The sequence below is a fragment of the Natrinema altunense genome (assembly GCF_000731985.1).
Lineage (GTDB): Archaea > Halobacteriota > Halobacteria > Halobacteriales > Natrialbaceae > Natrinema > Natrinema altunense.
Genome location: NZ_JNCS01000002.1, coordinates 379972 through 394854 on the forward strand (window position 1 = coordinate 379972; position 14883 = coordinate 394854).

The window sequence follows — 14883 nt, forward strand, 5'->3', positions numbered from 1 at the left end:
GTCGTGACCGTCCGCACCCCGCGAGCGATGCTGCACGGCGGCCTGCCGGCGAACCGCCCACAGTTACTATCCGGGGGGCCGATGTGTGTGGCATGCGAATCACTGACGACGACGGCGTGTTGCGACTCACGTTCGACCGACCGGACGCACTCAACGCGCTCACCGGGGAGACGGCCGCCGAACTGGCCGACACGATCGAGGACGCGACTCCCGAGGCGTACGACGCGATCGTCCTCACGGGTACGGGCGATGCCTTCAGCGCCGGCGGTGACCTCGAGATGCTGGCGGAGACTCCCGACAGCTCGCAGGACGCCTACGAGAACGTCACCGAGACCTTCGGCCGCGTCGTCGAGGCGATGCTCGAGTGTCGGGTGCCGATCGTCGCGAAGGTAAACGGCGACGCCATCGGTGCGGGGCTCTCGCTCGTCGCGCTCGCCGACATCGCCTACGCCGCCGCTGACGCGACGTTTTCCTGCGCGTTCGTTAGAGTCGGCCTGGTGCCCGACACCGGCGGGACCGTCATGCTCCCTCACATCGTCGGACTGCGAGCCGCGAAGCGACTCGCGTTCACCGGCGAGTTCTTCGACGCCGAGCGCGCGGCCGACCTCGAACTGGTCAACGAGGCGGTCCCTGCCGCGGAACTCGACGACCGCGTCGCCGAGACCGTCGAGCGACTCGCCGACGGTCCCACGGCGACGATCGGGATGATGAAACAGGCCATGCACGAGAACCTGGGCCGCGCCTGGGACGAGGCACTGGATTACGAGAACTTGCTTCAGGCACAGGCCCGGACGTCCGACGCCCACGAGGAGGGCGTTGCCGCCTTCCTTGAGGAACGGGACCCGGCGTTCGAGTAACGCTGCCGTCGGTCGCGGTCACTCACACGCGTGGACGGCCGCAAGCACCCGCAAGCACCACGATCTTGCGCGAATGGACCGTCAATCGGCGTGCAATGTCCGCACAGTTTACCGACGACGACATCGGCAAACGCGTCGTCAACGCCAACGGTGACGAAGTCGGGATGGTCGTCGACGTCGAACACGGGACGGCCCACGTCGAACCGGACCCCGGGATCACGGACTCGATCAAGGCGACACTCGGCTGGAGCGATAGCGGCGAAAGTACCTATCCGCTCCAGGCAGAGGCAGTCAGCCGCGTGACGGACGACGAAGTCCATCTCGAGACCGACCTCTCCGGCCGCAATACGAGAGCCACCGGTGGCGGTGAGATGGGGCGCGAGACCGGGACCGACACCGGAACCGAGGACCGCGGCATCGACCGGGACGAAGACGATATCAGCGGTCGGGACGACGAGGGCGTGATCCGCGACGACGACGATCAACTCATCGGCGACGACGATGACGACGGCTCGATTGGCGACGACACCCGGTAACCTCGTTTCTTCCGCTCCCTCGAGTCGGGGGTCGCGACCGCGATCCGATTCCGTTTTCGGGTCGATACCATCGATCCGAGTGGCTCCGCTGTCCTCGTCGGTGTCACGCCCCTCGAGTAGCGATTAGGGACCGGGAAGCGCCGCGCCCGTGGTTCACTGCTGATTCGAGCCTCGCTTTTCGTTACCGCTGTTCTCTTCGGTCCGCCGCTGGGGTTGCTCCGACGGTACGTCCGGCTCCTCACCGGCCCGCCGCTCGTGAGGGCGGGTCCTTTCATCGCGGTTCCGGTCATGGCCGGTTTCCGCTCCCGACTCCTGCCTGGGTCGATCGCGCGCGGCCGATCGGCCGCCGCGTCGGTGTCGGCCTTGCTCCCCTCTCTCGCGTTGGTCGGTGTCGATTCGCTGTGAGTACTGGTCTCGCAAACGTCCCTGGTCGGTCCGTCCCGGGGGCGACTGCTGACCCTGATCCGGCTGCTCGTGCTCCCTCCGGCGCTGTGTCCGGGCACCGCTGTGGGGCTGTCCGGTACCCTGCTGTGCTTCCGGTTGCGGCTGTGATCCGTGCGGTTGGGGCTGTCGTTCCCCCTCGAACTGGTCCCGTCCGGAGCCCCGCCCCGCTTCGGCTCCCCGATGGGGCCGGTCGGGTTCGCCACCCTGTGACTGGCCGCCGAACTGTCCGGTCCCGACATCGCTCGAGCGTGTGGGTGCAGCCGCCATCGGCCGTTGCTGGGGGCCGGCCGCGCCGGTCGACTCGCCGCCGTATTCCTGTGGCGTAACCCACTCACCCGTCTGTGGGAACTGCCCCGACTGTTGTGGCTGTGGTCGCTGCTGTGGCTGTTGGGGCTGCGGACGGCCGCTCGGCCCTTGTTCCGTTTGCGGCCGCGGGCGCTGCTGCCCGCTCGCTTGCGGCTGTGGTTGCAGTCGAGTCTGCGGCTGTGATTGTGGTCCCTGTTGGTGACCCGCCTGCTCTGCTATCCCGCTCGGTGACCCCATCCCCTGCATCTGAGACCCCATCTGCTCCATCTGTTCCATCTGGGGCTGGGCGGCGGCCTGCATCCCCTGTTCCATCACCTGCTCCATCTCCGGCATGACGGCCTCCATGCCCTGCAGATAGCTCTCCATCATCGACTCGGTAAACTGCGGCCCCGGCACGCTCTCGAGCATCGACTTCGTCATCTCGAGGCCCTGTTGCTGGGCGGTCTCCTGCCACTGGAGCGCGCTCAGCGTCATCCGAGCCGCGTTCCGCTGGAGGTCCAAGAGCTGTTCCATGGCCTGTTGGCTCTGGTTCATCGTCGACTCCGCCATCCGCTCGGCGTTCGTGTCCGTCGGCTGCTGGCTCTGTTGCTCTCTCATAGTCATCACCTGAGGATCCACGATGAGCGCCGATCCTCGGTCACGACTGCAGGCGACCGAGACGCAAATAAAGGGCGTCGTCGGTTGCAGTCGATCGGCTGGCCCAATCGCTCGTAACCGACCGACGCCGGATCGAAAAGTCGGGCTGGCGATCCCTCGCATCGGGCCCGAGTAATCCGTTACAAGACCGGCCACGGGTGCGTAATAGCCGCTTACGATCGCCTCGAGCGGACGTCGGACCGATCCCCGGCGTGGCACGTCCCCGTCAGGGGTCCGATTCCGTCCCCGGGTCGCCGTGTGTCACGCCGTCGCGCTGGTCGGCCTGCATTCGGCGCAGTGCCGCGCGCCCGTTGCTCGCCTCGTAGCCGAAGAAGACGCCCTCGGCGTACTCCTCGGCGACCTCGAGCGCGTGGATCAGGTTATCGACGTCGACGTTTACAGCGTACAATTCGATATTAAACGGCGTCTCGAGCGCGCTCTCGAACCCCTTCGCGATCGTCTCGAGCCAGTAGGTCGTGCCGTACGCCGTATCGTACAGCGGGACGACGAACTCGTCGACGTACTCCTCGATGACCTCGAGATCGATACCGGCCCGTTCGTAGAGATGACCCGGGTAGGGATCGGGATAGAGGGTCATGTAGACGGTGCCAGGGATGCGGTCGGCGGCTTCGGCGACGAAGTCGGTGATGACGCTTGCCCGCCACGCCATGCGGTCGTCGTACTCGCTGGCGTCGAAGGCCTGCTCGCAGACGCCACACCGGCAGTACTCCGCGCGGGGAAAGCCGATGTCGTCGAGGCGGACGTCCTCGTTTTCCGCGACGCAGTCGTCGATGACGTCGAACAGGCCCTGCCGGTAGTCCTCGCGGGAGGGACAGATATACGCCCAGTCGAAATAGGACCGTTCGCGGTCGGCCGGCCGACCCATGTCGTCGACGGGCACCAGCGACGGGTCGGCGTCGGCGGCGGCGTTGTCGCCGAAACACGAGACCATGTTTACCCCGTCGGCGATCGGTTCGGCGGACCGGCCGGTCACGTCTTTGACTTCGTAGAAGCCGCGGTCGAACTCCGGCCACCGTACTTCTTCGGCGTTCCGGGTGACGACGCCGTACATAGCTCAGTGTACGCCGCCGTCCCCGTAAGCCGTTCGGAATCGGCGTTATTCTTCGGTCGGTTCGTAGTCGACTTCGACGTCCGACGAGCCGCTAAACGCGACCTTGTAGAGGACGGCGATGACGAACAGGGCGAGCGCAATCTTGGCGGTACGTGACATGTACGTCGGGAAAAACGGCCGGCAAATACTTATGTATTCTGGATACTCGTCTCGGAGAGAGAATCCGACCCGTCGGCCGCGATGCCCGGGTCAGGTATCGATCAGCGACGCGATCTCGTCGCGAACGATCGTCTCGCAGTACGAACACCGGACGCCGTCCTCGAGCACCGAGAACCGCGAGGTGACGGGCTCGTCGCCGGTCGTGATACAGCCGGCGTTGGGACACGAGAGGACGCCCTCGACGACGTCGGGGCGTTCGACGCGGTGTTTCTCGATGACATCGTAGTCGCGGACGATGTTGATCGTCGCATCGGGCGCGATCAACGAGAGGACGTCGACCTCGTCCTGGCTCAATTCGCGGCCTTCGACCTTGACGATGTCCTTGCGCGCGAGCCGATCCGAGGGGACGTTCATCCCGACGGAGACCTCCTCGCCCTCGGTACCGTCGATACCCAAGATTGCGAGGACGTTCAGGGCCTGCCCGCCGTGGACGTGATCGATGACGGTGCCGTCGCGGATCTTGCTCACCCGCAGTTCGTGGTCGTCGTTCCCGTCGTGGTGATCGTGATCGTCACTCATCGCTATCACCGCCGATACGCTTGTCGTCGCTCAACAGGAGGTCGAGCAGCGCCATCCGGACCGGGACGCCGTTGTGTGCCTGTTCGAAGTACGCCGCGTGGTGAGTCTCGTCGATCTCGGGCGCGATTTCGTCGACGCGGGGCAGCGGATGCAGTACGGTCAACTCGTCGTTCGCGGCCGCGAGCGTGTCGGCGTCGATCTGGTACTCCCCGGCGACCTTCTGGTACTCGTTTTCGTCGGGGAACCGCTCGCGCTGGATCCGCGTGACGTAGAGCACGTCCAGCGACGGCAGCACCTCCTCGAGCGAGTCGTGTTCCTTGATCCCCGTGCCGTCCTGTTGCTGGTGGAGGTCGTAGACGACCTCGCGGGGCAACTGGAGACTCTCCGGGCTGATGAAGTGCTGTTGGGCGTCGAAATTCGTCAGCGCGTAGGCCAGCGAGTGGACGGTCCGACCGTACTTCAGGTCACCCATGATCCCGATGGTCAGGTCGTCGAGGCCGGCGTTCTCCCGGATCGTGTAGAGATCGAGCATCGTCTGTGTGGGGTGGTGGCCCGCGCCGTCCCCCGCGTTCACCAGCGGAACGTCGACGAACTCGCTGGCCATCGTCGCCGCGCCCTGTTTGGGGTGGCGCAAGACGAGTCCGTCCGCGTACCCCTCGATGACCCGGACGGTATCGGCGAGCGTTTCCCCTTTCTTCACGCTCGAGGAGTCGACCGAGCCCATGTCGACGACGTCGCCGCCGAGTCGTTTCATCGCGGTCTCGAAGCTCATCTTCGTCCGCGTACTCGGTTCGAAGAAGAGCAGGCCGAGCAGGGTGTCGGCGTGGCGGTCGGCGACGGCCGACGGATCGGCGTCGATCTCGGCCGCGTAGTCGAGGACGGTCTCGATGGCCCCCCGAGAGAGTTGTTTGCTCGTGATGAGGTGATCGTGACGCATTCGTTCGTGTAGGCTGTGGCGTGCCCCTTGAATCTCTCCATTCGATACGATGAATCGTCGACCCCGGGCGCGCCGTCAGCCCCGATGTCAGGGAGCAAAACTTAAGGCAAAGAGTTATAGAGGCACTACAGCAATTGGAGACAACTGTATGGTCGGCCGGCTCGACACTGGAATCGACGTCCTCGATCGAAAGCTCGACGGCGGACTCCCGCCGGGGTGTATCGTCGCCTACACCGCCGACCCGGCCAGCCAATCCGAGCTCCTGCTCTACGAACTCACCGCCGCCCGCGGGACGCTCTACCTCTCGACGGAACGCTCCGACGACGCCGTCCGCCACGCCATCGAGGCCTCGCCGTCCTCGGTCGGGAGCCCGACGGTCAGACACGTCACCAGCGATACGCCGCTCGAGGAGGCGACCCGGCTCATCGGAGCCCTCCCCGACGGGGCAAACCTCATCATCGACACGATGGACGTCTTAGAGCGGTGTGAGACCGACGCGTACGTTACCTTTCTCAACGAACTCAAAACCAAGATGCTCGAGACGGGGAGCATCGCCGTCCTCCACTGCCTGAAAGGCCGAGACGAGCCCGAAAACCGGGTGCGGACCTACCACGCCGCTGACGCCGTCTTCGATCTCCGAACCGAGATCGCCGGCACCGAACTCGAGAACCACCTGACGATCCCCAAGTTCCGCGGCGGGAGCCAACCGACCGACGCGATCAAACTCGAGTTGACCGAGGAGGTCGCGATCGACACGAGCCGCGACATCGCGTGATCGACGCCGCCGGACGGACCCAGTCGCGTCCGTCGGACCGCCTGTTCGGGCGTGAGAAACGGCGTGGTCGCGGCGGTCCGTTCGGTGACCGTCGAGGCGGAGTTACTGTTTGAACGCGGCGATCTCAGTGGTTGACCCCGGCCCCGAGGCGTCGCCCATCGAATCACTCGTGGTCGGCTGGCCTTACGAGTGGACACGAAAAAGTCGAAAACGCACGTTCGTGGTCGTCACCGAGCCGAAACCGGCCGGCGACTGCGGCGTTCTTATTCCTCTGCGCCTTCGAGTTCGTCGACGATCTCGTCGGCATCGACGTCGGCGTCCTCGAGGGCCTCCTCGATATCGCCGCCGCCCATACCGCCCATGCCGCCCATCATACCGCCCATTCCCATGCCGCCCATGCCGTCGATGACTTCCTGGACGATGACGCGGTCGACGCCGATCTTCTCGATGATGTCCTGGCCGATCTGCTGTTTGCCCATCATCCACTGCTGGTTCATCGTCATCTGGGGCGTGGCCTCCAGATAGAGCGTCTCCTTCTCGACGGTTTCGGTCTCGAACTCGGGCTCGGCGTCTTCGTCCTCGTCGTCGTCGGGCTCGACGGGGACCTCCTCCTCGACTTCGTCCGTCTCGATCCAGAGTTCGGGCTCCATCCCGAGGTACATCTCGAAGAGGCCGGCGGCCTGCTGCTCGCGGTCGTCGACCTCGTCGGCGATCGTGTACTCGTACTCGACGTCGTCACCCGCAAGCGGGTGGTTGAAGTCGACGCGGGCGCGCCCGCCGATGATGGTGCTGATGTAGCCCTGCTGGCCGTCGATCTGGACGTTCGCACCGGGGTAGCGGTCGTCCTCGTCGATCTTCTCGGCGCTGACGGTCTGGACGTCGTCCGGGTCGTACTCGCCGAAGGCGTCCTCGGCGGGGACGATCACGGTCCCGGAGTCGCCGGGCTCGGAGCCGACGATGTCGTTCTCGACGGCCTCGAAGATGTGACCCTCGCCGACGACGATCGTTCGCGGCTTGAACTCCTGACCCTGCTCGTCGACGCCTTCCTCCTCGGCGACCTCGGGGTCGGTCGTATCGACCAGCTGTTCGTCCTCGGTCGTGTACGCGGTGTACTCGAGTTCGACGAAGTCGCCTTCCTGCAGTCCGTCGGCGTCTTCCTCGGCTACTTCTTCGTCGACGTCATCGGCCTGCTCCTCGAGCTCGGCCTCTTGATCCTCAGTCATACGTTGTACGTCCCGCCGTCGACATTTAAGTACGACGTTTTCGAACGAGAGCGACCGATACTTACGACCGCCGGCCGTCCCCCCGGGCATGTACGAGGTCGAAGTGAAGGTCCCCGCCGATCTCGCGGCCGTCCGTGACCGCCTCGAGGCCGTCGGGGCACAGTCTCGCGGGAGCGTCGTACAGGTCGACACCTATTACGACGCCCCTCACCGCGAGTTCACCGAGACCGACGAGGCGTTGCGGATTCGATCGGAACGGCCGGATCGCGGGTCCGCGGACACCCGCATCACCTACAAGGGCCCGCTCGTCGACGACGAGTCCAAGACCCGCGAGGAAGTCGAGACCGCCGTCGGCGATCACGAGCAGACCGACGCGATCCTGACGAACCTCGGCTTCAAGGCCGCCGCGACGGTCCGCAAGGAGCGCGAACGGTTCGCGCTCGAGGGGTACACCGTCACCCTCGATTCGGTCGACGACGTCGGCGAGTACGTCGAAGTCGAAACCGACGTCGAGGACGAGTCCGATCTCGAGGGGGCTCGCGACGGAGCCTACGACGTACTCGAGCGGCTCGAACTGGAACCGGACGACCAGCTTCGGACGTCCTATCTCGGCTTGCTGCTGGGCTCCGAATAGGCCGTTCGCCGACAGGGACATAACGCATAAGCATTTTCCCTCTCGTGTCTGTTTTCGCAAGTTATACCACCTCGCTCCGTTTAGGGCCGCCAATGAGCGAGCGGAACATCCGAATCGAGTCTATCGACCGGCAAGCGGTCGAGGACCAGGAGGTCGAAATCGTCGAACGAAAGGGGATCGGACATCCCGACTCTATCTGTGACGGCATCGCCGAGAGCGTCGCGGGAGCGCTCGCACGCGAGTACTTGGATCGCGTCGGCGAAGTACTGCACTTCAACACCGACGAGACGCAACTCGTCGCCGGCGAGGCAGCGCCCGCCTTCGGCGGCGGCGAGGTCGTCGACCCGATCTATCTGCTGATCGTCGGCCGCGCGACCAAACACTACGAGGGCCAGACGATCCCCGCCGAAACCATCGCCCTGCGGGCGGCACGGGAGTACCTCGAGGAGAACATCCCTCAACTGACCGTCGGCGAGGACGTCGTAGTCGACGTCAAACTCGGCGAGGGAAGCGGCGACCTGCAGGAAGTCTTCGGGGAGGACGAAGTGAGCGTTCCGATGGCCAACGACACGAGTTTCGGCGTCGGCCACGCGCCGCTGACCGAGACCGAGCGGATCGTTCTCGAGGCCGAACGGCGACTGAACGGGGCGTACGCTGACGAAAACCCCGAACTCGGGCCGGACGTGAAGATCATGGGCAAGCGCGAGGGCGACGAGATCGACGTCACCGTTGCGGCGGCGATGGTCGACGAGTACGTCGCCGATCTCGACGACTACGCCGAGGCCGTCGAGTCCGTCCGGGAGTTCGTCGACGACGTGGCGCGCGAGCACACCGACCGCGACGTCGACGTGCACGTCAATACGGCCGACGACTACGACGAGGGGTCGATCTATCTCACGGTCACCGGAACGTCCGCCGAGCAGGGCGACGACGGCTCCGTCGGCCGCGGGAACCGCGCAAACGGGCTCATCACGCCCAACCGTTCGATGTCGATGGAAGCGACCAGCGGCAAGAATCCGGTCAATCACATCGGGAAGATCTACAACCTGCTCTCGACGGAGATCGCCGAAGAGGTCGTCAGCGAGGTCGACGGCATCCGCGACCTGCGCGTGCGTCTCCTGTCGCAGATCGGCCGGCCGATCGACCAGCCCCACGTCGCCGACGTACAGGTCGTTACCGACGAGGGCATCACGGTATCCGACGTGGAGGACGACGCCGCCGCGATCGTCGATCGGGAACTCGCGAACGTGACCGAAATCACGCGTAGCGTGATCGACGGCGAACTCTCGACGTTCTAAGCCCTTAGTTGTCCGCACGCCGGCCGGTCGTGCCACCCGTGGTACCGACCCGAAACCGGCACGATACGTCCGTTGTCGGAATCATCAAGCGTCCGGCCAGTGAACGGTGTTACGAATCGAAGCGCAGCGATTTCGTATGGCTGACTCGAGCGAGCACCCGAGATCACGTTCCGTCGTCTACGCCGTCGTCGCGAGTACCTTCTTCGTCGGCTTCGGCGGCGGCGTCGTCTTCCCGATCCTGCCGAACCTCGGGGAGGTACTGGGGATTTCGGCGTTCGTGGTCGGCGTCATCCTCTCGGCGAATCGCTGGACACGATTGGTAGCCAACGGGCCGGCGGGCGTTCTCGTCGACCGGATCGGCACCCGGAAACCGTTCGTCATCGGGCTGGCGATCGAAGGCCTCGCGACGTTCGGCTACGTGATCGCGATCCGCTCTGCGGTTCCGGAGGGCTGGTTCGTCCTCGCACGGGTCACGTGGGGGATCGGCAGCGCGCTCGTGTTCGCCACGGCGTATACGATCACCGCCGACGTCAGCGAGGCCAGCTCGCGCGGGACGAGCATGGGCATCGTCCGTGCCGGAATCACGTTCGGCTTCCCCGCCGGCATGGTTCTCGGCGGGCTCGTCAGCGAGGCCTACAGCAACGCGACGGCGTTCGTTCTCGCGGCCTCCTTCGCCGCCCTCGCGAGCGTCATCGCCTTCTTCATCGTTCCGGAGACCCATGTCGAGACCGCCGGCTCGTCGATCAGCCCCTGGGACCTCGAGACGACGCTCCCCGCACTCACCGTCGGCCTGGTCAACTTCGGGCTCTACTTCGCGTACATCGGCGTCCTCTTCTCGACGCTCGTCCTCTACCTCGAGGTCGAATCGGTGACCCTGTCGCTCGAAATCGCGGGCTACGGTATCGACTACGGCGAACAGGGGACCTCGGGGCTACTGATGGCGGTTTCCGCTCTCTCGGGGGCAGTCTTTACCATCGCCGGCGGCAAGCTCAGCGATGCCGTCGGTGCCCGCGTGCCCGTCCTGATCGGATTTCTGGCGATCAGTTGTGCCGGCTTCGCCGTGCTCACGGTCGCCCCCTCCTTCGGAGCCGTCGTCCTCGCGTGTGCCCTCATCGGCGCGGGACAGGGCGGCGTCGGCGGCCCGCTGACAGCCCTCCTCGCCGATCTCACGCCCGAGGATCGGATGGGCAGGGCGATGGGGACGAACAACATCTTCGGCGATGTCGGTGGCGGTCTCGGGCCGCTGGTATCGCTCCCCGTCGCTAACGCGGTCGGGTACGACGTGCTGTACGCGCTCAGCGCGCTCATCCCGCTGTTGGCCGGGGCCGTTCTCGTCGCCGGAATCTACTCCTACACCGGCCACCTGAGCCCGACGGTCGACGAGTCCATCGTCTGAAGCGCTGGCGCTTCCGCGGCCGAATCCCGTCCTCGTAATGCCCTTATAGCCCCAACCATCTATCACAGTCCATGCACCCACCGGGAGCCGACACCGTCCTCGTCCGCCACGGGGACCTCAACACAAAGAGCAATACGGTCAAGCGGTACATGGAGGACCTCCTCGCGGAGAACATAGAGGCCTTGTTGGCGGATCGGTCGGTTCCGGGCGAGGTCGAGCGCCGGTGGAACCGGCCGCTGATCCACACGAGCGAGGACGCCGTCGAAGCGGCGACCGACGCCGCGACGGACGCCTTCGGCGTCGTCTCCGCCAGCCCCGCCCTGACGGTCAGCACGGAGCAAGCGCGCATTCTCGAGGCGGTCGCGGAAACGGCCCGCGAACACTACGACGGCGGGACGTTCGCGGTCGACGCCCGCCGGGCGGACAAGAGTCTGCCCTACGACAGCGAGGACCTGGCTCGCGACGCCGGGAACGCGATCTGGGAGGCCGTCGACGACGAGTTCGAACCCGCGGTCGACCTCGACGACCCCGATCTCACGTTCGGCATCGAGGTACGCGCGGACATCGCGTTCGTCTACCTCGAGCAGGTCGACGGGCCGGGCGGGCTCCCGCTTGGTTCCCAAGAGCCGGTCATCGCGCTGGTCAGTGGCGGGATCGACTCGCCGGTCGCGGCCTACGAAATGATGAAACGCGGGAGTCCGGTCGTCCCGGCGTACGTCGCCCTCGGGGATTACGGCGGGATCGACCACGAGGCCCGCGCGATGGAAACGGTGCGCCTCCTCTCGGCGTACGCACCGAACTTCGACATGCAGGCCTATCGGGTTCCGGGTGGCGAAACGGTGGCCCTGCTGGTCGAGGAGATGGAACAGGGCCGTATGCTCTCCCTGCGGCGGTTCTTCTACCGCGCCGCCGAGACGCTGGCCGAACGCATCGACGCGGACGGCATCGTCACCGGCGAGGCCGCCGGTCAGAAGTCGAGCCAGACGATCCGGAACCTCGGCGTCACCAGCCGCGCGACCCGACTCCCGATCCACCGCCCGCTATTGACCCGTGACAAACAATACATCGTCGCCCAGGCCCGCGAGATCGGCACCTTCACCGACTCGACGATCGACGCCGGCTGCAACCGCGTCACCCCCGACCAGGTCGAGACCAACGCCCGACTGAAACCGTTGCTGGACGCCGAGCCCGACGACCTGCTCGAGCGCGCCGAAGACGCGGCAGCGGACGCGGAACTGGTCGACCCCTGAGTCCCTCACTTTTTTCCGTCCTTGCCTTGATTCATGCCAACACATTCTATAATCCGGATGTGAATAAGATTATGAATTCTCAAATATGAGAATTATTTTGTATAGTTGGGATCAATTACATTCGTTATGAATGAATATAATATCGGCGGAGATTACTACGGAATGGGCCGACAGTTCGGTACTCAATTAGAACGGGAGGGAGTGACACTCGATTCGGTCTCGGCAGAGCCAGTAGACCGACACGAGGAGATGCTTCAGTTCGCTCGTGACTGCGAGCCATTCGTTGAGATGCACGCTCCCGAACTACTTCAGGAACTCCGAGGGATCGCCGACTGTACGGATGTCGATCCGCAGGCCGTCAAAAGCATTCCGCTAGCCTTGAACGCCGATCCGGGGTGCTCCCTCGTTGCGATTTCGCCCGACCACACTGAGAGTGACGTACCGCTGTTCGGTCGCAATCACGACTTTTACCCCTCGTTCCGTGACTACTCGAAGTTATTCTACACTTCCCCAAAAGACGGTCTCGCTAGTGTCGGTTGCGCACACAACTTCGTCGGTCGTCTTGACGGTATCAACGAGGCTGGACTCGCCATCGGTTTCTCGGGGGTTCCCACGGATGAGTACGCACCGGGCTTTATGTGGCCGCTAGCAGTCCGGACCGTCCTCGACACCTGTCACACGGTATCGGAAGCGGCCTCATGGTTAGAGCAACTCCCTCACGCACAAAACGTGAATTTTCTCGTCACGGATGCGACGGGCAATATCGCGTTAGTTGAGGCGAGTCCTACTGCAGTAAATACGATACGGCCGGACGATGGGTTTGTAAGGGCGACGAATCAGTTCACCTCGGAATCGATGCAGCGACACCAGCCTGCCGCCAGAGTTCCAGCGGATTGCCCCCGATTCCAGAGACTCGGAGAATGGTTTCGCGCTCGCCACACTCCGCTTGGATTAGATGACCTCCAGACTGTCATGGGAGAATCCGAGACGGGAGTTTGTTGGCGAACCGATGATCACGAAGGAAACGACCCACGCTGCACAATTTGGTCGTGGACGATGGAAGTGGGCAGCGGGACCGCCCTTCTTGCACGCGATTCTCCAGCCGAGACGGATTATGTGCCGATCACCGTGCCGGACTCATCGCGGTAAGTCCGTCTATTATTACAATGGCGAACGGTCTGTTCGAACTACAGACGCATTTAGCGAAGGAGTGAGGTTCATTATCCGACAAGGCCGTTCCATGGAGTGGCAGACCCTCTCATTATCGGTTAGATCTCCCCTTTCTCTAGATACAGTTGTATAGCGGAAACCCGTAATTCGATCGAACTGCTGTTCGCAAACGCCACACACGGAAGGCGAAACCGACATTACGCCGTCGCTCCCACCACATGATAGTGACCCGCGTCTGTCTCATCGGCGAGGCCGGGACCAATCTCCAGTACGAACTCCTCTCGCGGGAAACGGCTCGCGAGGCGCTGTCGACCTACGACCTGGAGCGGCCCGTCGAGAACTCGCTGGCCGTCCGGACGGTCAGCATCGGTGCTGCCGTCTCGCTGCTGAACGACCTGAACTGGTATCTCACCAGGTTCGTCGACGAGGCGCTCGTTCAGGACCCCAGCATCAGCGACGACGACTGGCTCTCGCGGTCGCTGGCCACGCAACTTCGGAACGGCGATATCGAACCCGAGGCTACCGCCGAATTCTGCAAGGTTTACGGCCTCGAGCGAGTGGATGCGGGGTCGGAGCCGGCTGCCGACGATGCTACCGGGACCGGCGACCACCGGGCGGACGCCGACGGCGGCGCGAAGGCGTCCGATGGCCCCGAAACGGGGACCGGAAGCGACCCGGGTGCCGGGATGAGCGACTCGAGCAGGGCCGATCGGGCGGGCGTCGCCGAGCCGACACACAGACTCGTCGAACCGCTGTACGTACGCCGGGTCGACGGCGAGATTCCCGAGTATGATCTGCGGGACGTCGAGGACACCCTCGTCGTCCGGCTAACCGAAGCCGAGTACTCGTAACTCGGTTTTCGAGGCCGGTCTCGACGGACATCCCGACGACTGTCCCGCGGACGTGCGACCCTACTCGTCGGCGGCTGTCTCGTCCGAGCTATTCGACGACTCGGCACCCGTGCTCTCGGACGCGGTATCGTGCGACACTGACAACTGGCGCGACTCGCCGTTCCGATCCTCGATGGTCGCCGAGACGGTCGTCAGGCGCTGCCCATCGAACGTCGCCCGAACGAGGCGTCCGACGGTCGTCTCTTGCGTGATACAGGCCTCGTCGTCGTCGCTCGTCTCGCGGACTGCCCCATCGAGGACGACCTGCTCGTCCTCGGCAGCGATCGACTCGAGCGCCAGTTCGTGGCAGGGGGTGGGAGCGCCGGCCTCGAGTGACACGAGGATCGACGTCTCGAAATCGGTCTCGTCGACGAACGTCTCGAGGGAGTCGGCGGTTCGATCCCGCTCGGCGAGCCAGTCCGTGGCTGAGTCATCGTCCCCGAGCAGGTTCAGTTGGGGCGATGTCGACCGCTTCGAGTACCGGTACGTCCGGGAGTCGGAGCCGGCCAACTCGGTGGCTTGTCCGTCGCCGTCGCCACCGTCTTCGGGGTCGTCATCGCTCGACGGCGCTCCGGAATCGCCGTCGGTTTCGGTCTCGTTCGACGGCGAGTCCTCGGCATCGTCGCCGAGACAACCGGCGGAGAGTGCGATCACGGACGCGGTTCCACAGAGCAGGGCACGTCTCGAGGGGGCTGTCATAGTACTACCTAATACGCACTCG

At 64.6% G+C, this 14883-nt stretch carries 15 protein-coding genes; 9 read left to right on the plus strand and 6 right to left on the minus strand.

The genetic code is table 11. The annotated features are described in order from the left end of the window. The first annotated feature begins 92 nt into the window (after positions 1 to 92). Positions 93 to 857, plus strand: coding sequence for an enoyl-CoA hydratase/isomerase family protein (locus tag ALTAJ2_RS06055; RefSeq protein ID WP_007108343.1), 765 nt, complete (start codon positions 93 to 95; stop codon positions 855 to 857). Between the two features lie 95 nt (positions 858 to 952). Next, the gene (locus ALTAJ2_RS06060) at positions 953 to 1393 is read left to right on the plus strand and encodes a hypothetical protein (protein ID WP_007108344.1); all 441 of its coding nucleotides are present in this window, start codon (positions 953 to 955) and stop codon (positions 1391 to 1393) included. Between the two features lie 153 nt (positions 1394 to 1546). Here the strand turns inward: ALTAJ2_RS06060 and ALTAJ2_RS06065 are convergent, their stop codons facing one another. The 4 genes from ALTAJ2_RS06065 to pyrB all read right to left on the minus strand — a co-directional run bounded on the left by ALTAJ2_RS06065 (position 1547) and on the right by pyrB (position 5526). Continuing rightward, positions 1547 to 2746, minus strand: coding sequence for a hypothetical protein (locus tag ALTAJ2_RS06065; RefSeq protein WP_007108345.1), 1200 nt, complete (start codon positions 2744 to 2746; stop codon positions 1547 to 1549). 259 nt (positions 2747 to 3005) lie between these two features. Further along, positions 3006 to 3851, minus strand: coding sequence for a glycoside hydrolase family 10 protein (locus ALTAJ2_RS06070; protein ID WP_007108346.1), 846 nt, complete (start codon positions 3849 to 3851; stop codon positions 3006 to 3008). 249 nt (positions 3852 to 4100) lie between these two features. Beyond that, a complete protein-coding gene (gene pyrI, locus ALTAJ2_RS06075; protein WP_007108347.1) occupies positions 4101 to 4589 on the minus strand; it encodes an aspartate carbamoyltransferase regulatory subunit in 489 nt (162 codons plus the stop codon). Next, complete coding sequence (gene pyrB, locus ALTAJ2_RS06080) at positions 4582 to 5526, minus strand: aspartate carbamoyltransferase (RefSeq protein ID WP_007108348.1); 945 nt, start codon at positions 5524 to 5526, stop codon at positions 4582 to 4584. The genes pyrI and pyrB overlap by 8 nt, the downstream gene beginning before the upstream one ends. 148 nt (positions 5527 to 5674) lie before the next feature. Here pyrB and ALTAJ2_RS06085 point away from each other — a divergent pair, with 148 nt between their 5' ends. Next, entirely contained in the window at positions 5675 to 6301 is a 627-nt protein-coding gene (locus tag ALTAJ2_RS06085; RefSeq protein WP_007108349.1) for an RAD55 family ATPase, read from the plus strand. Positions 6302 to 6564: 263 nt separating this feature from the next. On the opposite strand, the gene ALTAJ2_RS06090 is transcribed toward ALTAJ2_RS06085, so the two are convergent. Next, on the minus strand, positions 6565 to 7524 hold the full coding sequence (locus ALTAJ2_RS06090; protein ID WP_007108350.1) for an FKBP-type peptidyl-prolyl cis-trans isomerase: 960 nt from the start codon (positions 7522 to 7524) through the stop codon (positions 6565 to 6567). Positions 7525 to 7612: 88 nt separating this feature from the next. Here ALTAJ2_RS06090 and cyaB point away from each other — a divergent pair, with 88 nt between their 5' ends. The 6 genes from cyaB (at position 7613) to ALTAJ2_RS06120 (ending at position 14123) form a co-directional block, all read left to right on the plus strand. Further along, the gene (gene cyaB, locus ALTAJ2_RS06095; protein WP_007108351.1) at positions 7613 to 8158 is read left to right on the plus strand and encodes a class IV adenylate cyclase; all 546 of its coding nucleotides are present in this window, start codon (positions 7613 to 7615) and stop codon (positions 8156 to 8158) included. Positions 8159 to 8250: 92 nt separating this feature from the next. Beyond that, positions 8251 to 9456 carry a methionine adenosyltransferase gene (locus ALTAJ2_RS06100; protein WP_007108352.1) on the plus strand — a complete coding sequence of 402 codons (1206 nt, stop codon included), beginning with the start codon at positions 8251 to 8253 and terminating at the stop codon, positions 9454 to 9456. A 136-nt stretch (positions 9457 to 9592) separates the two neighbouring features. Next, positions 9593 to 10852, plus strand: a complete 1260-nt coding sequence (locus ALTAJ2_RS06105) for an MFS transporter (protein ID WP_007108353.1) — start codon at positions 9593 to 9595, stop codon at positions 10850 to 10852. A gap of 71 nt (positions 10853 to 10923) precedes the next feature. Then, positions 10924 to 12102, plus strand: a complete 1179-nt coding sequence (locus ALTAJ2_RS06110; RefSeq protein WP_007108354.1) for a tRNA sulfurtransferase — start codon at positions 10924 to 10926, stop codon at positions 12100 to 12102. Between the two features lie 126 nt (positions 12103 to 12228). Continuing rightward, positions 12229 to 13251: a C45 family autoproteolytic acyltransferase/hydolase gene (locus ALTAJ2_RS06115; protein WP_239647703.1), complete on the plus strand. Its 1023-nt coding sequence runs from the start codon at positions 12229 to 12231 to the stop codon at positions 13249 to 13251. Between the two features lie 245 nt (positions 13252 to 13496). Further along, positions 13497 to 14123, plus strand: coding sequence for a DUF5804 family protein (locus ALTAJ2_RS06120; protein ID WP_049899892.1), 627 nt, complete (start codon positions 13497 to 13499; stop codon positions 14121 to 14123). A gap of 60 nt (positions 14124 to 14183) precedes the next feature. On the opposite strand, the gene ALTAJ2_RS06125 is transcribed toward ALTAJ2_RS06120, so the two are convergent. Further along, entirely contained in the window at positions 14184 to 14861 is a 678-nt protein-coding gene (locus ALTAJ2_RS06125; RefSeq protein ID WP_007108356.1) for a hypothetical protein, read from the minus strand. Positions 14862 to 14883: the final 22 nt, after the last annotated feature.